This window comes from Nitrospira marina (assembly GCF_059568365.1).
Genome location: NZ_JCANTH010000001.1, coordinates 3,762,574 through 3,786,229, shown reverse-complemented (window position 1 = coordinate 3,786,229; position 23,656 = coordinate 3,762,574). Strand labels below are relative to the sequence as shown.

At 52.1% G+C, this 23,656-nt stretch carries 21 protein-coding genes; 11 read left to right on the top strand and 10 right to left on the bottom strand.

From position 1 onward, the window contains the following. Positions 1-58: 58 nt before the first annotated feature. On the bottom strand, positions 59-493 hold the full coding sequence (locus LX98_RS16205; protein WP_496429886.1) for a transcriptional repressor: 435 nt from the start codon (positions 491-493) through the stop codon (positions 59-61). Positions 494-599: 106 nt separating this feature from the next. Between LX98_RS16205 and LX98_RS16200 the strand changes: the two genes are divergently transcribed. Beyond that, positions 600-1,160: a Panacea domain-containing protein gene (locus LX98_RS16200; RefSeq protein ID WP_496429885.1), complete on the top strand. Its 561-nt coding sequence runs from the start codon at positions 600-602 to the stop codon at positions 1,158-1,160. A 126-nt stretch (positions 1,161-1,286) separates the two neighbouring features. Here LX98_RS16200 and LX98_RS16195 read toward each other — a convergent pair whose 3' ends face one another. Both LX98_RS16195 and LX98_RS16190 read right to left on the bottom strand, forming a co-directional pair. Beyond that, complete coding sequence (locus LX98_RS16195) at positions 1,287-1,613, bottom strand: helix-hairpin-helix domain-containing protein (RefSeq protein ID WP_496429884.1); 327 nt, start codon at positions 1,611-1,613, stop codon at positions 1,287-1,289. 165 nt (positions 1,614-1,778) lie between these two features. Then, positions 1,779-3,341 (bottom strand): carboxypeptidase M32, encoded by a 1,563-nt coding sequence (locus LX98_RS16190; protein WP_496429883.1) that lies wholly within the window; start codon positions 3,339-3,341, stop codon positions 1,779-1,781. 285 nt (positions 3,342-3,626) lie between these two features. On the opposite strand from LX98_RS16190, the gene LX98_RS16185 reads away from it, so the two are divergent. After that, the gene (locus LX98_RS16185; protein WP_496429882.1) at positions 3,627-4,313 is read left to right on the top strand and encodes a class I SAM-dependent methyltransferase; all 687 of its coding nucleotides are present in this window, start codon (positions 3,627-3,629) and stop codon (positions 4,311-4,313) included. A gap of 91 nt (positions 4,314-4,404) precedes the next feature. Continuing rightward, a complete protein-coding gene (locus LX98_RS16180) occupies positions 4,405-5,025 on the top strand; it encodes a hypothetical protein (protein ID WP_496429881.1) in 621 nt (206 codons plus the stop codon). 528 nt (positions 5,026-5,553) lie between these two features. Here LX98_RS16180 and LX98_RS16175 read toward each other — a convergent pair. The 3 genes from LX98_RS16175 to LX98_RS16165 all read right to left on the bottom strand — a co-directional run bounded on the left by LX98_RS16175 (position 5,554) and on the right by LX98_RS16165 (position 9,507). Beyond that, positions 5,554-6,447 carry a lytic transglycosylase domain-containing protein gene (locus LX98_RS16175; RefSeq protein ID WP_496429880.1) on the bottom strand — a complete coding sequence of 298 codons (894 nt, stop codon included), beginning with the start codon at positions 6,445-6,447 and terminating at the stop codon, positions 5,554-5,556. Between the two features lie 393 nt (positions 6,448-6,840). After that, the gene (locus LX98_RS16170) at positions 6,841-7,086 is read right to left on the bottom strand and encodes a helix-turn-helix domain-containing transcriptional regulator (RefSeq protein WP_496429879.1); all 246 of its coding nucleotides are present in this window, start codon (positions 7,084-7,086) and stop codon (positions 6,841-6,843) included. 483 nt (positions 7,087-7,569) lie between these two features. After that, positions 7,570-9,507 (bottom strand): CocE/NonD family hydrolase, encoded by a 1,938-nt coding sequence (locus LX98_RS16165; protein ID WP_496429878.1) that lies wholly within the window; start codon positions 9,505-9,507, stop codon positions 7,570-7,572. A gap of 424 nt (positions 9,508-9,931) precedes the next feature. Here LX98_RS16165 and LX98_RS16160 point away from each other — a divergent pair, with 424 nt between their 5' ends. Then, positions 9,932-10,483 carry a metal-dependent hydrolase gene (locus LX98_RS16160; protein ID WP_496429877.1) on the top strand — a complete coding sequence of 184 codons (552 nt, stop codon included), beginning with the start codon at positions 9,932-9,934 and terminating at the stop codon, positions 10,481-10,483. A gap of 88 nt (positions 10,484-10,571) precedes the next feature. After that, positions 10,572-11,495 carry a cation diffusion facilitator family transporter gene (locus LX98_RS16155; protein ID WP_496429876.1) on the top strand — a complete coding sequence of 308 codons (924 nt, stop codon included), beginning with the start codon at positions 10,572-10,574 and terminating at the stop codon, positions 11,493-11,495. Positions 11,496-11,580: 85 nt separating this feature from the next. Here LX98_RS16155 and LX98_RS16150 read toward each other — a convergent pair whose 3' ends face one another. Then, the gene (locus LX98_RS16150; RefSeq protein ID WP_496429875.1) at positions 11,581-12,894 is read right to left on the bottom strand and encodes an endonuclease/exonuclease/phosphatase family protein; all 1,314 of its coding nucleotides are present in this window, start codon (positions 12,892-12,894) and stop codon (positions 11,581-11,583) included. Between the two features lie 332 nt (positions 12,895-13,226). Between LX98_RS16150 and LX98_RS16145 the strand changes: the two genes are divergently transcribed. Then, positions 13,227-14,909: a formate--tetrahydrofolate ligase gene (locus tag LX98_RS16145; RefSeq protein ID WP_496429874.1), complete on the top strand. Its 1,683-nt coding sequence runs from the start codon at positions 13,227-13,229 to the stop codon at positions 14,907-14,909. 52 nt (positions 14,910-14,961) lie between these two features. Here the strand turns inward: LX98_RS16145 and LX98_RS16140 are convergent, their stop codons facing one another. Then, positions 14,962-15,402 (bottom strand): hemerythrin domain-containing protein, encoded by a 441-nt coding sequence (locus LX98_RS16140; protein ID WP_496429873.1) that lies wholly within the window; start codon positions 15,400-15,402, stop codon positions 14,962-14,964. 132 nt (positions 15,403-15,534) lie between these two features. On the opposite strand from LX98_RS16140, the gene uvrB reads away from it, so the two are divergent. Further along, the gene (gene uvrB, locus LX98_RS16135; RefSeq protein ID WP_496429872.1) at positions 15,535-17,544 is read left to right on the top strand and encodes an excinuclease ABC subunit UvrB; all 2,010 of its coding nucleotides are present in this window, start codon (positions 15,535-15,537) and stop codon (positions 17,542-17,544) included. A gap of 198 nt (positions 17,545-17,742) precedes the next feature. Here uvrB and LX98_RS16130 read toward each other — a convergent pair whose 3' ends face one another. Both LX98_RS16130 and LX98_RS16125 read right to left on the bottom strand, forming a co-directional pair. Then, positions 17,743-18,006 carry a DUF4321 domain-containing protein gene (locus tag LX98_RS16130; protein WP_312646340.1) on the bottom strand — a complete coding sequence of 88 codons (264 nt, stop codon included), beginning with the start codon at positions 18,004-18,006 and terminating at the stop codon, positions 17,743-17,745. Positions 18,007-18,206: 200 nt separating this feature from the next. After that, entirely contained in the window at positions 18,207-18,878 is a 672-nt protein-coding gene (locus LX98_RS16125) for a hypothetical protein (protein WP_496429871.1), read from the bottom strand. 240 nt (positions 18,879-19,118) lie between these two features. Here LX98_RS16125 and LX98_RS16120 point away from each other — a divergent pair, with 240 nt between their 5' ends. The 4 genes from LX98_RS16120 (at position 19,119) to LX98_RS16105 (ending at position 23,512) form a co-directional block, all read left to right on the top strand. Beyond that, on the top strand, positions 19,119-20,555 hold the full coding sequence (locus LX98_RS16120) for an SAM-dependent methyltransferase (RefSeq protein ID WP_496429870.1): 1,437 nt from the start codon (positions 19,119-19,121) through the stop codon (positions 20,553-20,555). A 252-nt stretch (positions 20,556-20,807) separates the two neighbouring features. Continuing rightward, positions 20,808-21,113, top strand: a complete 306-nt coding sequence (gene tatA / locus LX98_RS16115) for a twin-arginine translocase TatA/TatE family subunit (protein WP_496429869.1) — start codon at positions 20,808-20,810, stop codon at positions 21,111-21,113. Positions 21,114-21,231: 118 nt separating this feature from the next. Then, entirely contained in the window at positions 21,232-21,519 is a 288-nt protein-coding gene (locus tag LX98_RS16110; protein ID WP_376753403.1) for a Sec-independent protein translocase subunit TatA/TatB, read from the top strand. 496 nt (positions 21,520-22,015) lie between these two features. Then, positions 22,016-23,512, top strand: a complete 1,497-nt coding sequence (locus LX98_RS16105; protein ID WP_496429868.1) for an alginate export family protein — start codon at positions 22,016-22,018, stop codon at positions 23,510-23,512. The last annotated feature ends 144 nt before the right edge of the window (positions 23,513-23,656 follow it).

Sequence of the window (23,656 nt, the reverse complement as noted above, 5' to 3'; positions counted from 1 at the left end):
AGTATTCGTTATCAAAAGGAAAAAGCTGTGGACGAAGGAAAAGAGAAAGCCAGCCTCATCAGGCCTTTTGGCAGGTATTGCAGAGACCGTACAATTCCAGCTTATGGGTTTGAATGATAAAGCCGTTTTTTCTCGCCACCTCTTCTTGTAAATTTTCGATTTGGCAATTTTGAAATTCGACTATTTTCCCGCAGGAGGTGCAAATGATGTGATCATGATGACCCTTATGAGACACATTATCGAATTGCGTTTGTGAGCCGAAATGGCGTTCCTGTGCCAGGTCGGTTTCACAGAACAATTTGAGCGTGCGATAGATGGTGGCCAGGCCGATATGCGGGTCTTTTTTGGCGAGGATATGATATAACTGCTCGGCAGTGACATGCTCCATTTTGAGGAAGGTCGTCAGAATTAACTCGCGTTGACGAGTCAGTTTGAGGCTGTTTTTTTGGAGATGATTCTTGAGTGTTTCGAGTTCTTTGACCGGTTTAGACATGGTGAAATCTTTCGTAAGATGAAGAAGGAATATATTAAACCCCAATCATCCTGGGTAATCAAGAATTATTTTTTCTCGTGTTGGTGGAGAAATTTAGGGAGTACCTATGAGAAAACCCTCAGAAGTAACCGGTGACCGCGCTTTGCTGATTTATACGTTGCATTTGACCGAATCTATGGGTCTGATGAGTGACGTGAAACTTCAACAATTATTATTCCTCTGTGAATTGCAAATGTTGGGGAAAGGTTTGAAAGGGTTGCATTTTGAATTTGTCCGATTTCCCTATGGGGCCTTTAGCAAGGATGTGGATAATGATTTGCTCTTTTTGCGTAGAAAGGAACGAATAGAGAATTTTGATGTCACGGAACAGGCTGAGGGGGTTGTGGGCTTGATTGATAAAATCATGAAGGAACCCGAAGCCAATCAACAGGTCATGGAAATTATTCACATGGTGGTTGAGAAATATGGGCCTATGGATACCAGCGCCATCATGAGTGCCGTTGAGGCAGTGGAATTAGGTCCTGCTGATAACCCGGAGCAAAAACTTGCCATCCGGGATATTTCCTTCCACACCATTATGCTGGTGCCCTCCCGGATTGAAGCGACCGAAGCCATCACGCTTTCCTCTGCACAGGTAAAATCCTTAAATACGGCGATGGGGTATTAAGGCTTCGTCGACATTTGGATGACGGTGTATTCCGGCTGTGCAATTTATTGAAGGTAAGGAGAGCATAAGAGGTCCCGAGGCCGAACATGGGTCCGGCCTCGGTCTTGTAAATTGAAAATTCTGGAACTACTTGGTAGGCGAGGCTTCTTCAGGAGAAGCTGTTGAGCCGACGGTAAAGGTATCCCGCAGCGCTTCCAGTCTGACCTTCCCCACGCCCTTCACTTTCCCCAGATCATCGAATGATTTAAAGGCGCCATGATCTTTTTTGTAGGCGAGGATGTTGTGGGCGATATCCTGCCCCACGCCTTTGACGGCTTCGAGTTGTTCAAGACTGGCAGTGTTAATGTCAATCTTGTTCACGGTAGCTTCTGACCAGGACATGGGGAACACCAGGCCGACGGAAAGGACCAGAGCAAACATGAAGACCGAAACTTGTTGTAAATGAAGCCTCACGGCACACGCTCCTTTGAAAATTGTTGAAACGCGTCGTTGCTGTTCTTCCCTTTCACGGGGAGAAGGCCACGAATGAATGAGTGAGGCTAGGGAGCCGTACGATTGAACGGCAATCTGTCGAAGGTGGTATCTAGGAAGCGTCAAAAGCCCAATAAATGTGAAAATTTACTGAGGGGAAGACGGAGGAACGGTTGTCGGAAATTGATACAAGGCGCCGAATTTCTGTCTGAGGTCTTGTATAAAGGGTTCAGGAGTCAGGGCCTGCCCAGTCACACGGGTGATTAAATCGGCTGCCGTATACTGTCGGCCCCAACGATGCACCTTATCATTCAGCCAGCCTTTCAATGGAAGCAAGTTACCTTGGCTGATGGCCTGGTCGAGGTCTGGAAGATCATTGTGTGCCTGCCGAAATAGCATGGCCGCATACAAATTCCCAAGCGTGTATGTGGGGAAATAGCCAAAGGCCCCAAAGGACCAGTGCACGTCCTGCAGCACACCCTCTGCATCGGAGGAAGGCACAATCCCCAGATAGTCCTGAATTTTGGCGTTCCAGATTTCCGGCAGATCATCAACGTGCAAGCGGCCTTCAATGATATCCAGCTCAATTTCAAATCGCACCATGATGTGCAGGTTGTACGTTAGTTCATCGGCTTCGACCCGGACAAACGACGGGGCCACCCGGTTGATCGCCAGGTAGAAATCTTCCGCACTGACTTGTCCCAACTGCGTCGGAAAAACCTCCTGGAGTTTCGGGTAAAAATATTGCCAGAACGCGCGGGACCGTCCCACGCAATTTTCCCATAAACGGGATTGGCTTTCATGAATACCCAAAGAAATGGCTTCACCTAATGGAGTGCCATATTGTGTTGCGGGTAACCCTTGTTCATACAGGCCATGCCCTCCTTCGTGAATACAACTAAACAGACAGGAGGGGAGATCCGTTTCGAAGACGCGGGTAGTCACCCGCACATCGGTTGGATGAAACGCCGTCGTAAACGGATGCTCCGACAAATCCAGGCGTCCACGTTGAAAATCATAGCCCATGTGCTTGAGCACAAGCCGACCAAAGTCCATCTGTGGGGTTTGGCCATACGACTGCGTCAGGAGTTGGGTATTGGGTTGGACAGGGGACTGTCGAACGTGGTCCAGCAGACGAATCAACTCCGTCCGCAAGGTGGCAAAGAGCGGACGTAATTGGGCCACGGTCGATCCGGGTTCGTAGGTGTCGAGTAACGCATTATAGGGAGATTCCGCGTAACCCAAATAGTCCGCCTCTTGTTGCTTGAGTTTCACGACCCGTTGCAGATTCGGCAGAAACCGTTGGAAGTCATTCGTCTTCCTGGCCTCCGCCCATACTTGTTGCGCCAAAGAGCATTCCCGCTCAAGCTGGTTGACGAAGGCCGACGGCAATTTTTTCGCACGGGAAAAGTCCCGCCAGGTCTCGCGAAGGAGAGCTTGAGAGGGTTCGTCCAAGGCGGACGCATGCTGAGAATGAAGCGTGCCGGTGGAGAGATCTACAAACGTTCCAAGCAGGGATTCCATCTCAGGTGAAACAAATTGGTCATGGGCCAGCGTTTGAAGAGTGGCCAGTTGCTCCGCGCGAATCGCTCCTCCTCCTGGAGGCATATAGGTCTCCTGATCCCAGGAGAGCACGGCTGCGGCATCATGCAGGTGATGGATCTGTCGCAAGGTCTGTTTCAGGGGATCAAGAGCAACGTCAGCGGACATGAGTGGGTTCCTCAAAGAGTGGTAATAATTTCAGCGGATAACCGGACCACTGTAAGGCAGCTCTTGAGAAATTGGCAAGAAGCATTCGCCGATGAGTGAAAAGATCCGGCCGGGCGTGGAAGCCTGTGACCATTGGCCCGGACACAGAAAGACGGACCAAGCAAGAGAGCGGAAAAAATAAGAGAATGGATGGGATGGCTTGCGACAGGAGGATGAAGGGAAGGACAATGTGGGTTATTGAAAATCAATCGTGAGGCGATGAATTGACTGCTAAGGGGGTACAACATGAAATCCTTGGTGCTGCCGGACATTGAAGCCTATGCCGAAGCGCACTCTTTGCCCGAATCGGAGGTGTGTCGGCGACTTCGAGAGGAAACGTATCAAAACATGGATTGCCCCCAGATGGTGGTCGGTCCATTGGAAGGCGCATTTTTAAAGGTCATGGCGTTGAGTGTGGGAGCCAGGCGGGTGTTGGAAATCGGCACCTTTACGGGCTACAGCGCCCTCTGTATGGCGGAATGTCTTCCGGATGATGGGATGGTCATCACGTGCGATATCGACCCTGAGTCCACGGCTATGGCCAAACGGTATTGGGCTCAGAGCCCTCATGGGACGAAGATTGATCTTCGCCTCGGCCCCGCCTTGGAAACGATGGCGACAGTGACTGGAACGTTTGACCTGATCTTCATCGATGCCGACAAGGCCAACTATGTGAATTATTTCCGTCAGGCATTGGAGTTGATATCGGATCAAGGCGTCATTCTTATTGATAATGTTTTGTGGAATGGGGATGTGCTGACTCATCCTCCTCCGGATACCAATACGGGGGCCATTCAAGAACTTAATCGAGTGGTGCATGCCGAGCCGCGGGTCTCAGCGGTTCTGTTGACCATTCGCGATGGGATATTCCTGATTAAGCCACAATCCTTTTTAAGAGGAAACCGCCAGGCGCAACAGCAAGTCCAACAATGACACATTTCCCAGAACTGCTTCTCGCACTTGCAGGCCTCTCAGTGAATCCGATCCAGAGGCAATCACATAAGATAAGGTAAATCAGACAAACATGGGTACAGCAAACCTTGACCCCGCAAGACACCGGATTGTGGAGCCTGAAGATCAGTGGCAGCCCCGGCAGGTTTTGCTCTTTAGCGGGCATATGATCGATGCCCCGGGAAGACAGCCTCCGCGTTTTCCAAGGGATAAAGAAGTCGTGGCGGCACAGAAAATCGCCGAGGTCTTAGACCAACTGGGCGCAGGCCCTGATGATCTTGCGCTCACGCAAGGCGCCTGTGGGGGCGACCTCCTGTTCACAGAGGCCTGTCAGCAACGCAAAGTGATCCTGCAGTGGATGCAACCGTTCCACGAGCCGGAGTTTATTCAAAAGTCTGTCATCTGTAGGGGCGAAGCCTGGCGCGATCGGTATATGGCCGCCAAAGCCAAGCTCACAATCGCAATCCGCTCGGCCCCCGAGCACCTTGGCTCACTACCCGAAGGTGTCGATCCATATGAACGGTGTAATCTATGGCTGCTTCACACCGCATTGGGGTATGGGGTGGAGAAGGTGCACTTCATCTGTTTGTGGGATGGAGGCGGGGGTGATGGAAAGGGCGGTACGGGGCACATGTATGCAGAAGTGAAACGCCGATCCGGAAAGGTCACATGGATCGACACCCGGACTCTTTAACCGACGTATCTGATTAATTGTACGAAATGAATGGGGGACATTCATGGTCGTATACACAATTTTCATCCAGGAGTTTCTTGAATGTTCGCGAAATGCCGGGTTTCGCCCCGGTAGGCGAGGTTTTGCTTGATGCGTCTCGAAGAGCGCGACTATTGTTGTGGAGGCAAAAGGACCCAAAACCATTGACGCCCCGTCCGGCCTTAGGAGAGAACGGACGCCAATCTTTAGAGGGCGGTCCAACTCGCAGGGCTCAAACAAGGCCCGCCCGCTGAGGAGAGCGTCCCTCCCTTGGGCCAGCCGGCAGGCATCGGTCAGGAACGAAAGCCCCGCCAAGTGTGTGTTACCAAAGGACCAAGGTCTGAAAAAGTTGTCATCCTGAGTGGAACGAAGGATCTAGCAGAACAGTGGGATTTTCGACCTGAGCACCGATCCTTCTTTGTGGACTTTAGCTTGAGGAATGGGTGTCCATCCAATAGCTCCCGCCAATGTCTGAATAATGAAGTGTAGATCTTTCTCCTATAACGGTTTCTAACGCCCCTGTCGGATTGTTTTGTCTCCTGCCGCCGGTTTGGCAAACTCGAACTTTAACTCATTGATGCGTGCCAGATAGTCGCTGACGTCGTGGTCGCCGCACCGTTGATGACGGGTCAACTTGAGTCCGCGTGCGGCATAAGCGCGGCCCGCTCCCGCTCCACAAAGGTGAATGACGGCAGCCAGATCCTGCTTCCGCTGGAGCATGACCTTGCCGATCCGCTTCGGTCCTAACGTCTGATGGACTTGGTGATCGAGCAGCGCTGCCGTCAACTCGATGGCATGGCTCGGGAGGATGCGGGTGTAGAGGCTGTTGAACCAGCACGATTCCCAATCGTGCCACGGGCCGGCTTCGACCACCACATGGTCGTGAATGCAATAGCGCTTCGCCTCGCCGAAGGTCCCGTCGGTAATTTGGTACATCCCAACCGCGCTCGAGGCTGGTTTGAACAGCTCCAAGGGATTCCACGTCAATTGCCATCGCCAGTAGGTCCGTGCCACAGGATTGCCTCCGCCTTCGACCTGGGCCAGCGCAGCAAGAAACTCGGGTGTGATGACCGCAGTCCCATGCTCCCGAAAGAGGGATTCGTATTCTTTCCAGGTCTGGACCGGGCTCTTGTTGAGTGATTGGTCTAAGGGAAAGAAGATCTCGGTCGGTTTATGGAACGTATGAAACGCCCAGTTTAGGCCGAGCCATAGGAGAAAAAGGAGGGTCGGTATCAGGACGACCCGAACGATCCGATGTGAGGCCAGCACCGCCCTCATGATCGCACGGAGCACACGCCAACCCTGGCCCACAAAACCCCAGAGCGTACTGAGCGTCGTTCGACGGTTGTGTCTCTTGGATCGTTGAGGTTGTTTGGCAGTCGGTCGAGTGGATCTCAACGCCATAAATTCACTATACCGGAAAAAAAGAAGGAGGGAAGGGCTGGTAGGTAGCTCTGGTCGCGGACCGCAAATGCTCGTTAGTGGGCAAGGGAGTAGGCGGCTATCCTTCTTGCAAACAGCGCACCGATAAAGAACGTGATCGGCTGGTGACCTGTACTTTGCGGGTCCGTGGATAAAATCTGCTCCGGATATGGCAGCATAACTTAACCGGTAAGGCCGAGGTCGGTTGCGTTAATAAAAATAGGTTTGCTTTGGGCGGGTGTAAGACTTAAAAAAATCGTTAGGCCATTCAATATTTGTAAATGATCTTTGTCGGTTCCGGCCAAAGCGTTCCTTATGCGATGCCCTTTCTTGAGTTGATAGAACCTACGAAGGCTCCTTCAATATGACTTAGGACTAGTATTTTTCCGTGACGGCGAGGCGGAATCTTAACGCGTGGAGGAGTGCGTCGAGGCTTTTGAGTTCAGGTTTGCCTCGTTGGGAGAGTATCTTGTACAAGCTTTCGCGGTTGAGCTTGGCCTTTTCGGCAAGTTGTGCCACACCGCCCTGAGCTTCGGCCACATTCCTTAACGCCAGGAGGAACCATTCGGGATCGCTCTCCTCCAGTGCCGCAATCAAATTCTTCGGCCTCACCGGCACCATGCAAGCTTTCAGTTAGGTCTGGCTGATAGGGTTTGCTCTTTTTCATAGCCTCAGTCTGTACTCGTTCCCAAATTGCCGGGTTTCGCCCCGGCAGGCGAGGTTTTGCTTGATGCGTCTCGAAGAGCGCGACTATTGTTGTGGAGGCAAAAGGGCCCAAAACCATGGACGCCCCGTCTGGCCTCATCAGAGCGGAGGGACGCCAGCCCTGAGGAGAGCGGACCAACTCGCTGCGCTCAAACAAGGCCCGCAAACTGAGAAGAGCGTCCCTCCTGTGGGCCAGCCGGCAGGCGTCGAAATTCCGCCACACCGAACATTACGAGGACATGAGAGTGGGATCACACGTGGATTGCGTGCAGCTACCAACACGTTTTACGTTCAACCTCTAAGAGGGATTCTCGACTATTTAAAACGCGGGTACGAGTTTGGCTGGGCTCAGATCTTTCGTTTCACTCAAGATGACAACTCGATAAGGTGAACGCAGCCTCAACGAACCACGGGCAGTTGAATATGAGATGGGCGATCGGGTGTGTGCCAGACTTCCCATATGGGGGCCGGGCCATCCAGGTTTTGGAAATGATCCTTGTCGGCTCCGGCCAGGGCGATTCGGATGCGATGGCCCTTTTTAAATTGATAGGAGGTGGGTAGCAACTCGACTAGCAGTGGCGCCACTTCACCTGGGTTGAGCGGGGCGGCATCAGCGCGGCGAAACGTGTGGACGGGGAGTGGACCTGTGGAGGTGAAGATGGTCTCGCTCGGTTGCCATTGCCGATGGATGGCGCGCAATTCGCCTTCGGTGACGTAATGCACGTCTCCTTCGGGTGTGACATCTTCCAGGTAGACGAAAAGATTCGTGTCTTGAGTGGTGGCAGAGAGGTAGACGGTTGCTATGGGATGCCCTGTGACTTCGACCGCCTCTGAAAGCGGCTCAGATGTATAGACCAACAAATCTTGGTCTTGTTCTTTCCGGTCGGGGTAGGGATCTTTCAGAGAAATACCCACCAGGGTGTTCCACCGGGAATCCTTGCCGGTTCCCGTGGTGAGATCCACCTGGTATCGATCTGGATTGTTTGTTGCTGGTGGAGCATTCATCGAGAGCCCACCTTCTTTGTGGAAATACATCGAAAGTGGAGAGGAGTCAGGCGGCCAGCGAGTCGATGTTTTCCATCGTTCCTCGCCCATGGTGTAGTAGCGGATCGGTGGATCATTCGCACTTTCCGTGGCCACGCCCTTCAAATGGACATCGAAAAATTTGAGCAGTTCTGCCGCATGGTCAAACTGCGCGGGTCCAAGCGCGTAGGGGCTGATCCGGCGTTTCCCTCCGTGGTCCCATGGCCCGATTATGAGCCGATGTGACGGCTGTTGGTGGTGGAGGTACCGTTTGATGGCGGCCAGTTGGTATCCCCCGTCGAACCATCCGCTGTAGCTGTAGATGGCTGCGCCTGATTTGGCAATGTCGTCGGCATAGGTTTGCGTGCTGAGCGCGTCGATGTTGGCGGCCTGTCTCGATGGGGGAGGGTCATCCCGAAAGACAATTTCCGAGGCTTCCCGGTATGGACTCCAATTGGTCTCGTGGTCCTGCAGAGCGCGGGACAAGAGGTCAAGGCTCGTATCGCCATCCACCGGCCGTACTCCACGAACAAAGAAATTCGCGATGACGCCACCGTGGGGTAATCGGTTGCGGTCAAGACGATAAGTAATCGCACTCCAGGTTTCGGTAAACCAGTTGAGATGGATGCCACCTGGAAAGATAATTTCGGAGTAGAGATCGAAGCCTGAATACATCGGGGCAATCGCTTTAACGGCCGGATGCTGATTGACGAGTAACATTTCAGCGGTCCCTCCGCTATAGGAAATGCCCATGGCCCCGACGTTTCCATTCGACCAGGGTTGGGCGATGATCCAGTCCACAATTTCTGCGCCGTCTTTGATTTCCTCAAGGGAATAGGCAATAGGGCGTGTTCCAAATGACGCACCGGAGCCCCGCACATCTACATCGACCCACGCATAGCCCTGTTGAAGGAATCGTTTGGCATAGGACCCGATAAGCCCCCGTGGACCGTCCTCTTTGAAGACGGAGACCAGCCAGCGATATTCGATTGCCCGCCAATACCGGGTTTGGTGTAAGAGGGTGGGAATGGTGTGGCCTGGCTTAAGGTCGGCGGGAAGATAGACATCCACCGCAATCTTGACCCCGTCCCGCATCGTGAGATACTGCGAAGTACGGTGAAATTTCCCGTCTGGCTCTACAACGCTGCTAGCTGACGAAGGACTGGCTGCCGCCGGGTCAGAATGCTCAACGGTATTTGGCGCACAACCTGCGAAGAAAGGGAGTGCCAGCCAAAGCAGGATGATGGCCCATAAGCGGAAAAATCGGGAGAAATAGCTGGCAGATTGGAAACGGAGATTAGTTTGTCTGAACATATGGAGTGAACGAGTATGGGTTCTGGTCTTACAGCTTGACGGCTTGTATCGGGGATCCAACTTGCAGTTTACCAGTGAAAACGCGTCGTGAGGAGAAGGCTTCGTATTAGTTTTTCCAATTCTGGTGTCAATGTGATGTTCTGTGTGGCCGGGTTTCGCCCCGGCAGGCGACCTACTTTTGTTTTGGCAAAAGTAGGCAAAACCATGGACGCTTCGTCTAGCCTCCTAAGAAGCGGAGGAACGCTAGTTTTAGGAGGGCGGACCAACTCGCTCCGCTCAAACAAGGTCCGCCAGCTGATGAGAGCGTTCCTCCTTTGAGCCAGACGACAAGCGTCGGACTATGGGAGGGGGCCGTTGAAAAAATCGCTGGCGGCATTTTTCAACACTCCCATAATAGCAAGAGGCTGAATAGAAGGAGAAGGTGATGGCTTCAGCGTTTGCACATGTGGCCGTGGCGTATGCCCTGGGCAAAAGTCTTTCCTCCCAATTCCACACCTCAAGGTTTTGGTGGTTCACCATGGCCTGTTGCCTCTTGCCGGATGCGGATGTGCTGGGATTGGTGATTGGGATTCCGTATGAGCATATGTTGGGACATCGTGGGCTGACACATTCCATTGTGTTTGCCATGCTGCTGGGATGGGTGGTACCCAGGTTGGCTGCCCCCACGATCCGATATGGAACCCGACGGTATTGGCTGTTTGCCGTGTATTTCTTTCTCGTCACCCTGTCTCATGGGTTTCTGGATGCGCTGACCAATGGGGGGCTCGGCATTGCCTTTTTTGCACCATTCGACTCGACCAGGTATTTCTTTCCCTTGAGACCGGTAGCCGTTTCGCCAATTGGAATCTCGGCCTTTGTCTCCCATGAAGGATTTCGGGTGCTCCTCAGTGAACTGGTGTGGATTGGGATACCTGTTGGGATCTGGTTGTTGTGCGTACGCGTCATCAGGAAAACGGGAAGGAAGGGAGTCCAGTGAGACAACACAGACCGGACTTTTATCCTGGATATCAGGTAACATTGCGCGTTCTCTCGCTGGAAATGCTTTTCGTATAAATTCAGGTCTGATGGCGTCATCTTCTAAGAAAGTTATTTACGCAGCGTTGATCGGCAATGGCTTAATTGCCATCACCAAATTCGCCGCTTCGGCGATGACCGGCAGTTCGGTGATGTTGGCCGAAGGTATCCATTCACTGGTAGACACCGGCAATCAAGGGCTTCTGCTCTATGGACTCCATCGAGCCAAACGTCCGGCTGATGAGCGCTATCCATTCGGGTATGGGAAGGAAATCTATTTTTGGAGTTTTGCGGTGGCCATTCTGGTCTTTGCCTTGGGCGCGGGAATATCTCTCTATGAGGGCGTGTTGCACATTCTCTATCCCCAACCGATTACCAACCCCATGGTCAACTATATCGTCTTGAGTCTCTCCCTTGTCTTTGAGGGTGCCGCCTGGTACCTGGCTTTCCGGGAATTTTCCCGTGCAAAGGGAAAGTGGTCCTATTTGGAAGCGGTTCAACGAGGCAAAGATCCGACCATTTTTATGGTCCTCTTCGAAGATTCGGCGGCGGTGCTGGGCTTGGCGGTGGCCTTTATCGGCATCTGGTTGGGACAGGTGACCGGTATTGTCTATATTGACGGCATTGCCACCTGTATTATCGGATTGATTTTGGCGGGGATCGCCATGTGGCTTGCGTATGAAACCAAGGGATTGTTGATTGGCGAAAGCGCCAATAAGGAAGTGGTCCAGAGCATTCGCGACATGGCCAGACAGCTTCCCGGCGTGGAGCATGTGAATGAAGTGTTAACCATGCACATGGGGCCGAATTTTATTTTGGTGAATCTGAGTGTGGACTTTCGAGACGGGGTCACGTCCGAAGAGGTGGAACGCGGCGTGGCCACATTGGATAAAGATATTAAAGTGAAGCATCCCCTCGTGAAACGTGTGTTTGTGGAAGCTGAAGCCAGGCGGGTCGCCAAGATTCCGGAATAATCCATCATGGTCTTACGTGCGGGAGGTCGTGCACGGACGGGGCATGTGCTCCGTGGATGGCGGCTTGCCCCTAAACTTTATCCGCTTAATCTTTATCGGTGTTCTTGATTTCCAACACGACCGGGCAATGATCGGAGAGATGACGGTAGGCAAGTGGGTAGTTCCCTCGTATGCGTTCACATCCTGCCACGGCGCAATAGCCGGTGACCTGAACGGTGGTGACCGTGACTTCTTGCATTTCCTGAGGCACGAGCACATGATCCAGCCAGCCACCCCGTCCGCGAAAATAGTGAGAACATTGCGGATGTAAGGTCAGGTCAGTAAAGCCGGGTTTTTCCTTGGCGACTTTCCTGCGCAAATTTTTCAGCTCGGAGTCTCGTGAATGCCAATCGCCCGCGCCCATCGTATTGAAGTCCCCGAGAATGATCACATCCCGATCGCGAGCGAGGAGGGGATCGATCGCTTCATCAATCCGGTTTAACGCGTAATGCCGATCCTCCACGGCAAACACCGTGGGACCGGATTTTAAATGCAGTCCGATCAGATGAAAATCAACGCCATGGGGTTCCCTGGCTTGTACCCACGCATATTGCCCTGGGCGTAATCCGAAGGTGCAGGCGTGATTAGCCGATTTTGCCCTCGCGTTAAACTGCCACAAGCTTTCAAATTGCGACAAGGACACGCGGGTGTCGTTCCACAACAGGCCGACATGATGGTCCTCGGGCCGGCCGCACGGTTGGCGATACCACCGCCATGTGTCCCCCGTCTGTTGATTCAGGGAAGCGATGATCCTGTCCCAGGCTTTGGTGGCTTCCGAAGTCGCGAGACTTTCCTGAACCGCGAGAATCTCAATTTGCATCCAACGGATGGCACAGATCAGCCAGTCGAGATCGGTCGGATCGGCATGATTCTCCCTTTGGTCTGTGGGCTGACCGATGGGAAACCATCGGATATTCCATGTGGCCAGCCGGATCTTGGCGGAAGATTCCGCAGCCATACGGCTGCCTTGCTTGACGGCGGTTTCGCACTGATCCCGGCTGGCCCATACTTCGTGCTCTCCTCCCTCGGCGGTGAGGGGAAGGTCGGGTTTGGCAGTTGGTTTTGGCGACGGTGCACCGGCTTTAAGATATTTTTTATGGACCCAGGCCTTGTCATCATTGGGCAGGCGAAGGAAAAGCCATTGGCCATTCTGTGCGGTCTGTTCAATGGTGGCTGAAATGCCTGTCGGGACATGTTTCAGATAGCTGGGGGCCGGGTTGCGATGGAGAGGGACTCCAATGGGTTTCGTGGCCTCAAGAATCACCGATTGCCCAACCTGAAAATCCTGGGCGAAGGTGCTGGTCCAGCCACACATGGTGAACCAGAATACAAAGCCGAATGTAGAGAAAAGTTTACGCATGTCCTTTACTTAACAAAACCTGGGATAGAATACCAAGTGCGACCCGAGTGACTGTGATGCGGGCATAGACCTTGAGACGACCTTCCTTCTTGTTGCCTCCAGGTCAAAGCCCATCATGCTCATCGGGCAGAGATCTGCTGCTTTTTCGGGATTGTCCGGGCATCCCCCCTGCATCACACCGGGATGGCATACTTGAATGCCCAAACGAGGTTAGTGCCTCGGGTCGGCAGGCGCCACGGCGGGAGGAAGGGCCCGCCGTCCGCTTCGAGTATGCGATAATGAACATAACATTCAAACCTTAACCCCATGCACGTTTTTGAGGAGTCAGCCTGATGAGCCATTCTTCCATTAACCTCGACATCGCCAACCGAATCCCCTTGCAACCTATCGCCGAAGTGGCCTGGGAAAAACTTCAATTGGATGCGAGTCAAATCGAACTGTATGGGCGGTATAAGGCCAAAATTCCCTTAGCGTCCCTCCCGCCATTTCCTAACAAGCCGGAGAGCAAGCTTATTTTGGTGACCGCCATGAGTCCGACGACGGCTGGAGAAGGCAAGACCACGACGCTTATCGGTCTGGTGGATGGCTTGAATAAGATCGGGAAACGGGCTGTTGCGGCCGTTCGAGAGCCAAGCCTGGGGCCCTGTTTCGGAATGAAGGGGGGTGGATGTGGGGGAGGGTATGCCCAGGTCGTGCCTATGACCGACATCAATATGCATTTCACGGGGGACTTTCACGCGATCACGTCTGCGCACAATATGTTGGCGGCCCTGGTAGACAATCATTTGTATTGGGGGCATAAACCCCACATTGATCCCCGTCGGGTTACGTGGGGCCGGGTGCTGGATGTGAATGATCGGTCCCTGCGATCCGTGGTTACGGGACTTGGGGGAAAATCCAACGGGTTTACCAGAGAAGCCCGGTTTGACATCACCGCAGCCTCGGAGGTCATGGCCATTCTGTGTCTGGCGACCGACCTCCAGGATCTTCAACAACGTCTAGGTCATATCAAAGTGGGGAGAACAGTCAACAAGGAAATGGTCTTTGCGAAAGATATCCAGGCGGAGGGAGCCATGACCGTGTTACTCAAGGAGGCCCTCAATCCCAATCTTGTGCAGACCCTGGAACATAATCCGGCGCTGGTTCATGGCGGGCCGTTCGGGAACATCGCCCATGGGTGTAGTTCCGTCGTGGCCACTAAGGCCGCGCTGACTCTCGCGGATTACGTTGTAACCGAAGGAGGGTTTGGCGCCGATCTCGGGGCCGAGAAGTTTTTTAACATTAAATGCCGCCGATCGGGTCTCATGCCGGCATGTGCCGTGGTGGTCGCGACGATTAAGGCGTTAAAACTTCATGGTGGAGCCAAGGAAAAAGAACTTGAGCAAGAAGATCTGGACGCACTGCGTCAAGGGTTGCCGAATTTATTACGTCATTTGGAAAATGTGAAAAAATTCGGGGTCCCGGCGGTCGTGGCCATTAACCAATTCACGAGTGATACCAAGCGGGAGCTGGAACTGGTGGAACAGGCGTGCGCCGATCATGGGGTTAAAATGGCTCTGGCGAATCATTGGGCTGAAGGCGGCGCGGGTGCCGTAGGTTTGGCCGAAACCGTTCGTGATGTCATCGAAAAGGAGCCCGCCGATTTTCGCGTCCTGTATCCTGATACGATGCCACTGGCAGAAAAAGTGCAAATTATCGCCAGGGAGATTTACCGGGCGGAGGATGTAGAGATTCCGCCGGCGGTCCATGCCCGTTTTGCTGAACTCGAAAACAACGGGTTTGGGCATTTCCCCGTTTGTATGGCGAAAACGCAGTACAGCTTTTCCACTGACCCTGCCAAAAAAGGAGCCCCGACCGGATTTACCCTTCCCGTGCGCGAGGTTCGCCTCGCGATGGGCGCAGGATTTGTGGTGGTTATTACCGGGGATATGATGACGATGCCAGGACTTCCGCGTGTCCCGGCGGCTCAATCGATCGGCATCGACGCAAAAGGGAATATTGTGGGGTTGTTTTAGAAAGGAGCACGTGGACGTGACGGGCCGCAGGGGATGTGCCGGTCGGCGAGAATCAGTTTCCCATCTGGGCGAGGAGGGAGGCGCGCTCTTCGTCGCTGACGCAATTGTCAATCCACGGATAGAGGATTTTTTCTTCCTTCACATTGTGTGCAGTTAAAACCTGGAGCAAACCTTCTTCCGCTTCCTCAGTGGCAAGGTCTCCTTCTGTGATTTTTGCCTGAATCTGTTCCAGAAAGTCCTTGATTTGCCGATGCTCATTTCGCATAACGCCGGTCGGTCCATGGTCTCTGACCATTTCCGCTTGAGTCTCAAAGACCGGAAAAAGAATTTCCTCTTCCCACCTGATATGTCGGTGCAGTCCGGTTAATAATTCTTGAAACAGTAATCGGGCTTTTTGAGAATCCTGCTTCTTGAATGCCTGAAACCGGGTGAATATTTCATCCAGGCGGTCATGATCATGTCCCATAAACTCCGCAATGGTGGTTGTGGCCATACGACCTCTTCTTATGTGGGCTGGGTCACGCGGGTGTTCTCGGATGATCCTGGCCTGATCAGCCCACGAGCGTCAAGAGAATCCACGGGCTCCAGCGACCTGCCTCCCACAATTGACTTGTGATACATTGCCATGATGCAAGCGATCAATACTTTTTCTCTTAAGTCCGATTACACACCCAAAGGTGATCAAGGGAATGCGATTGCTGCGTTGACTGATGGCTTAGAACAAGGGCTTCAGCATCAAGTGTTGTTGGGGGTCACGGGTTCGGGAAAGACCTTCACCATGGCCAATGTGATCGTCAACGTGCAAAAACCTACACTGGTTGTGGTCCACAATAAGACGTTGGCGGCTCAGTTGTATCAGGAGTTTAAATCATTTTTTCCCGACAATGCGGTCGAATATTTTGTGAGCTATTACGACTACTATCAGCCGGAAGCCTATATTCCGACTACGGATACCTATATCGCCAAAGACTCCGCCATCAACGACACCATCGACCAGATGCGCCATGCGGCCACGACGGCGCTCCTGCAACGCAATGACATTATTATTGTGGCATCCGTGTCGTGTATTTATGGCTTGGGATCGCCTGAGGTCTATCACGACATGTTGTTGTATCTGGAGCCGGGCATGGAGATGCGCCGGGAGCGCATTCTGGCCAAGCTGGTGGATATTCAATATTCGCGAAATGATCTCGAGTTACAACGTGGGATGTTTCGGGCGCGGGGGGATGTCATTGAGATATATCCCGCTTCGTCCGATTCGAATACGGTCCGGGTGGAATTGTTCGGCGACGAAGTGGAAGCCCTGTATGAAATCGATCCGTTGACGGGCCAGTCGTTGCGGAAGCTCCCCAAAATTGCAATTTATCCTAAGAGCCACTATGTGATCGCGCCCGATCGCTATGAGCAGGCCATAACCGGCATTGAAACAGAGCTGGAAGAACGCATTGCCTACTTTCGCCGGACAAATCAATTGCTTGAAGCGCAACGGATTGAACAACGGACGAGATTTGATCTGGAGATGATTCGAACGATGGGGTATTGCCATGGGATTGAGAACTATTCCCGTCACCTGAGCGGACGGGCACCCGGCGAGCCGCCGCCGACCCTGTTGGACTATTTCCCCAAAGACTTTTTGCTGATTGTGGACGAATCGCATGCCACCGTTCCGCAATTCGGCGGGATGTACGAGGGAGACCGTTCACGCAAAAACACCTTGGTTGAGTACGGGTTTCGCTTGCCCTCGGCGATGGATAACCGGCCCCTTAAATTTCCCGAATTTGAAAGGTGCATGAATCAGGTGGTGTATGTCTCCGCCACTCCGGGACCGTATGAACTGAAACATGCGGGCAAGGCGCTGGTTGAGCAAATCATTCGACCCACAGGCCTGATTGATCCCGTGATGGACGTGAAGCCGGCGAAGGGCCAGGTCGAACAGTTGCTCGGGGAAATCCGGCTGCGAGTGGCCAAGGAGCAGCGGGTGCTGGTGACGACGTTGACCAAGCGCATGGCGGAAGATCTTACCGAGTATTATCACGACCAGGGGTTAAAGGTGCGCTATCTGCATTCGGATATTAAAACGCTTGAGCGGGCGGACATTATCAGGGATCTGCGTAAGGGTGTGTTTGATGTCCTGGTCGGCATTAATTTACTGCGTGAAGGATTGGATTTGCCTGAGGTCAGTTTAGTGGCGGTGCTCGATGCGGATAAGGAAGGTTTTCTCCGGGGATATCGTGCTTTAGTACAGACAGCCGGGCGCGCGGCACGTCATCGCGAAGGCACCGTGATTTTGTATGGCGATGTGGTCACGGATTCGATGCGGAGGGCGTTGGACGAAACCGGCCGCAGACGAACCATTCAATTGGCATACAACGCCGAGCATGGGATCACGCCGGAAACGATCAAAAAACGCATCCACGATTTGGAGTACCAATTGGCGGAAGCCGATTATGTGGATGTCTCGCTGGCGGCAGAAGCGGTTGCGGCGTACGGGGGCGAAAAAGATTTAGAACAGAATATCGCCGCATTGGAAAAAGACATGAAGGCGGCTGCCAAGGCCTTGGAATTTGAACGAGCCGCCCAGTTGCGGGATACCCTTCGTGTTCTCCGCCAAAAGCAGATTCAGGTCGGAATTTAACTCAAAACCACCGTCTTCGTTCATGTTCTCTTAATGAAATCAGGGATAGTGACCCGCTTCTTTTCCGTTTTTCCCTATGGTAGTAAGCGGCGATCTATCCGCAACGAATCCACCATGGGATTTACAATACAGACTGTCGGGAATGACCACGCTGGCAAGCGCGTGTTTCGAGCGGTACGGTCGGGCATTTGAGTTCGTCTATATGTGTTTATACACGTACGCGCCGAGGAACATGCCCAAAACGGTGAGAAGGTTCATTTTCAGGAGGAACCCGAGTGTGAATTTTATCAAGACTAAATTCACGGTGACGGGTGGGTCTAAGCCTAAGTTTAACGCCTGAACGAAAATGTTTTGCACCGTGCCCTGAGGAGCCACGACTTGAAGAATTTCCCCTAAAATACTGCCTAACAGTCCGCCAATAAAAATAAATAAGAGTAAGTAGCTTCCACTCTTTTTTAACACCCGTTGCCTCCCGGCGCATGGTTGGATATCAGGGAACTGTGTGTATGCGATCTCTGGAATGTATCAGAAGTTTGCACGAAATGATGGCTGGAATGGCCAAAAATATGCTTAGGGTAAACTGCTGAATACCTTACAAGAAACATTGAATTGAGTCAAGAAATAGCCCAACGCCAAAGGTCTGTGGCCACAAAAAAGGGCGTTTATGGTAAAGCGGGAGCGACAGGGTGGGGAGCAATGGTAAATCGCATGGTGCCCGACTTATTGACTTCATTGGCGATATACCCCACGAAGATTTCGACGCGGTATGGGCCTGGTTGCCAGGTCCCGTCCGGCGGAAAAAATTTCAGAAATCCGCTCTCGTCTTCCGTGGCCAGGTCGACGATGTCTTCGTCGAGCCATTGAGGAGCATGCATTCCGGTTTCTGATTCAGAGAACAGACGCCCAATGATTTGATAGGATGACAAATGTTCATGGACGGTAAACACCAGATACACTGATGGGATGTCCGGCAGGAATGTCTCAGTTGGTCTGACGGGTATATGTGTATGACCGCCCCTGGTGGTCGGTTTGACCTCGAAACTTTCTGCGAAATCTAAACTCAGAAAGACTCCCCCGGGTTTTTTATCCAATGAGGGAATAAGAGGAGATTGGGAGTAATTGTCATAAAGGGATGGGACATCAGAAAAATGATCGGGCGGAGTATCATATTGGGAAAACCCGTGTTGCGTATCTTTCGGTTGAATTAGGGAAGGGGAGTCGGTCTGAACGGGTGGATCACTGCCCAAAGCGGTGCCGGGCATCGTAAAGAGCATGATTGATATGAAGATGTCCAGCAGGAGGTTGCGTGGCATGACGAGCGATGGATGTTTCATACAGGTCTTTATGTAGCGTGTGCGTGACTCGACAATCGTGATTTCCAAAAAACTTTTTCCGCTCTTTTGAAGAATTCACGTTCTCTACCTTCGATGGCGTCATTGAGTCAAGGACTTTCGATCTTGCCTTGCAGCACCATGAGGTGTTTGTTAAGATTCCGGCCGGTTCTACGCATTTTCATCTACTTTGTTGCCACTGGCATTTTCATTCATTTTTTCTAAGGAATATAGGTTAGAACTATGGGTGCTTCATCAAGTATGGATCCCGATGCATTGCCGCAACTCGTAGGAGATTTTCAACCGGTAGATATGTGGCAAGCCCACATTAATCGTTTATTTTACGGATTGAGGGGAGGTCGTGTTCGAGAATATTACCAAACGGTGGCCGCTGCCGATTTCCGGTTAGGCTTTGCCTTGGCCGAGGACTATTGGCGTCGGTGTGAACAACGAGCGAAAACTCAAGATGCCGATCAAGCGACCATACCATTGACCGTGATGGAATGGGGCGCCGGGAATGGGAATCTCGCAGCTTGTTTCCTGGATCGTCTTCAGGAGTTGGATCAAGAAAAACGGATATTTCCAAGAATCACCTATCGTTGTTTAGAGCGTGAGCCGGTCTTGTTGGAGCAGGCCAAAGCCAACACGGATCTGGCTAAGCATCGTGATCGGGTCACGTTTGACCTTATGCCTATCGAGGACCTGTCGCACATTCCGGATGGGAGTATTGATCGGATTATCTGCAATGAACTCTGGAGCGAGTTGCCAACCAAGCTCATTCTTCGAAAAGGCGGTGAGATTCATGAGGAACAGCTTCGTCCCAATCTGAACGAAAAGCGGTTGGCGGATTTCCCGGATTGGCCAAAGTTTATTGAAGCTTTTAGTCAGCAGGATATTGAATCTCTCACGGCATTACCCTCGTTTCTCGAAGATCTTGTCTGGGAGCGGGAATATCGCCTCATCGAGACCAAGGACTTTCCATTTCGCCGCACGGTCGTCGAGTTTCTGAAACAGATCGACGAAGAAGTCCTCGTACCCTACAACGTGGGCGCGTGTCAGAGCCTTAAGGAAGCCAAACGATTGTTGTCCCGGAACGCAATCGGATTTAGCGGTTTTGATGCAGGGACGGTTGATCCGCATGTGCTGAATGACCCGGAAAAGCCCTGTTATACGGTCCAGGGTGGCCAATTCAGCTTTATGGTGAACTTTCAGTTGATGCAAGACGTGGCCAGGCATTTGAATATTCACACGGGCGTGATTGAATCGCAACGGGATTTTGTGGGACGGAGCTTGTCAACCAATGTGATCACTGTCATGGATCTGCTGGCCTCACATCCTTCGCCGCCGGAAGGCCAGGCCTGGCAATTGGACGCGTTGATTCTTCGAACCCTTGAGGCATTGAACCGCACGTACCGGAGTCCATACCAACGTCATATCAAATTTCCACTTTCCGAAAGTACTCCCGCTCACGAACGCGCCGAACTAGAAAAACTTGTGCAATCGTTACCTCTGAATGGTGTGCCGGATACCATCGCCTTTCTCACGGAATCGGAAATTTGGAAGGCCATGCCCGATTTGCAAAAATTGGGATACGATTCAGAAGGCATCAAAGGCATGTTGGAACTTCCCCTACAGCCGGTGGATTACATCCACATGTTTTTTGCCTTGAAGGATTCATAGTCACCCTGATGGTTGTGGGATGCGTTTTGTCGTGTGCCAATGATTGGTGAAGAACGCGGTCAGAATGATTGTGAGAGTTGGAAGTCTTTCGAAGGGGGAGTGGATCCTGTGAAGGCAACACCTCAACCTGAAAAAAGTCCTTACCGAATGCAAGAAAGTTGCAATCAGGTAGATTTTTTGAAAAGGGTTGTGTATACTGCGGCGGATTTTTCTAAAAACGAAGACACTCATTCACAATAAGAAGAGGTAGCTGTGTTTGGATCGTTTGGATGGATGGAGCTTATGCTCATCCTCATTATTGTGCTCATCATTTTCGGTGCAGGGAAAATCCCGCAGCTTGGTGAGGGTTTAGGCAAAGCAATCAAGGGCTTTAAAAAGTCTGTTGCCGAAGCGGATGCACTGGATGTGACGCCGAATGAGCAAGGCGAAGGCGTGCAGGTCCCGCCGCCCCAACCGGAACAATTGCCGAGCCAACACCAGACAGCAGAGGTTCCCCCTCCGCCACCGGCGCAAGGGGTGCCGCAGCCAACGGAATCGACGCAATCCAAACAGGGATAATTCGCGGGTGAGATTGACACGGTGAAGACCGCCCACCGAAGGGACAGGCAGCATGGACCTAAGCCTGATCAACGCTCAAGGTATATGTTCAGCGGGCAGACTATAGAGGAGTGCGAAGATGTTCGGCTTAGGAGCGATGGAAATTTTGATCATCCTCGTCATCGCGTTCCTGCTCTTTGGTCCTAAGGAATTACCGGAAATCGGCAAGCAGGTCGGGAGAGCGGTTAAAGGGTTTAAGGAAACAACGGAAGATCTTCGGCAATCGGTTGAGCCGGAGATCAATATGATTACGCAGGAATTCAAATCGGTCGAACAAGATTTGGAATCGTCAATCAAAGAAGCCGAAGCAGAGATCAAAGGGGCGACAGAACAAGCCACCGAGTCCGGTGGATCCAAAATGGGGTAGCCAGGGGAGGTGCGACTCCGTGAGGACGTTGACTGCTGGATCGTTTCGTTGACACCCAAGCCTTATTTCGCTTTTTTAAAATATATCTGTCATCACGAAATCCTTCCGGACGGTCATCAGACTGTTCCTTGTGCGCACTGCAGGCGGGTCTACGGTTATCTTCTGTCGTGTGGTTTTTGCAACTATCGTAGCATTCAAGCGATAGGACAACGAACCAAAATCATCGAGAAAGTCAGGTAAAAGACATTACTTTTTAATGATTTACGACAAATAATGTGACTTGGCATCTAAATGGCAAACGTAAAAAGATCGGAAGAGTTGTAGAACAGGGCAACCAAATTGGTTTTTTGAAAACATGGTAGTGCTTGAGATGGCAAAAGTTACGCAGTCAAGACGGAAGCGGATGAGAGAATTCACCAGCTCTGGATGGTAGTAAATGGGGTACAGGGCGTTGGATCTTGAATCCACAGGGCTATTCACCAACAGGAGGAGTGCAATGAGGACTTTTTATCGATCCTTTACCAGGTTGACAGCAGCGGCTTTGATTGTCGCCATGTCTGCAGCACCAGGGTTGGCCGCCAAGACCACTCCGGCGACCGACAAAAACACCAACGTGCCGGCGGTGCCACGGGCCATTCCCGATTTGGTGCCCTATGGCCAGTTTGATCCACCCAAAGGGGTGTTTGATCCCAGCAAGCTCACGATTTCCGGCGACATGCGTGTCCGGCCGGAGTTCCGGACGAATGGATCATTTGGTAAGAATACAAATGGGACCCCGTTCTCAAGTGGACAGGGTGACAATTCCTTCTTTACCCAACAGTTGATCCGGTTAGGGTTTAACTACGACCTTTCCCCCGATGTGGTGTTTTTCCTCCAACCTCAGGTGTCCAATAACTTTGGTGCAATGCCGAACCCACAAAATGTTGGTGGGGCAGGCAACCCTAATGCTACCTCGGCCGACCTGTTTCTTCGCCAAGGGTTCATGTTGGTCAGAAATTTCTTAATGCCAAATTTGACATTGAAAGCTGGTCGACAACTCATGGTGTGGGGCAACCACCGGATCTTCGGTCACTTTGACTGGAACAATGTCGGGTTTGCCTTCGATGGTGTGACGATGCGATACAACCATGCTACCGTGCCGGTGGAATTGGGCTGGTTGCGAGTGGCAGAAGGCAATTGCGTGCAAAATGCAGGCGGATGTTCAACCGGGAAGGCCAGTCAGGGTGATGGCGACATTCTGTTCTTACGTCTGCCGATGAAGTTCGGGTCTGTCGCAATCGAACCCGCCTATATCTATGAAGACGGTGGTTCAACCACGGGAGCCGGTTCACCGGCCTTCGGTACCGGTGGACAGCAATCTAATCAGGAACGAAGCACCGTCGGTGGCCGTGTTGCGTTCAAGCAGGGAATGTTTGATCTTACGGGAGAAGGCTATTGGCAATTTGGCGAAATCGGACCTGTCGGCGGAGCGAGTGAGACTCGCATCAATGCGTTGGCCGGGCATCTGGACGGTGGTATTACCTTACCGGTTCCCATGCAACCCCGGATCGGTGCGGAAATCAACTACGCCACCGGCAGCAGCAACAAGGATGGTGGCCATACCTTCAGCCAATTGTTCCCGACGAACCACATTCATTTCGGGTACATGGACTTGATGTCCTGGCAAAATATGTTGACTTATGGTGGAAACTTGCAACTGCGTCCGACGCCGGAAAGCCATTTCGAAATTGCCGGGCATATCATGCGGTTGGCGAACAAGAGGGACAACTGGTACACGGCTTCTCAGGCCACCTTCTTTAGCACTCCTGCAGGCAACGACGAAAAATCTCTTGGTGGTGAAATTGATGTGGTGTACACCTTGTTCTTCCAAAATAATAAGGTGGGATGGCAAGTGGGTTACGGCCACTTCTTCACCGGGGATTATTTGAAGAAGAACGGGTTTGGCACGGCTGATCAGAACTGGGGCTACACCCAACTCTGGATCAACTTCTAAGAGTCAAATCTTTAACAAGGAATGTAACCTTCCCCGTTATCCTGAAAAACCCGGCTTGGCATCCAAGCCGGGTTTTTAATTGCTCCTACTATTTCTTCAGCTTGGCTTGGATTTCCTTCTTTGTCAGGTTGACGAAACTCACAC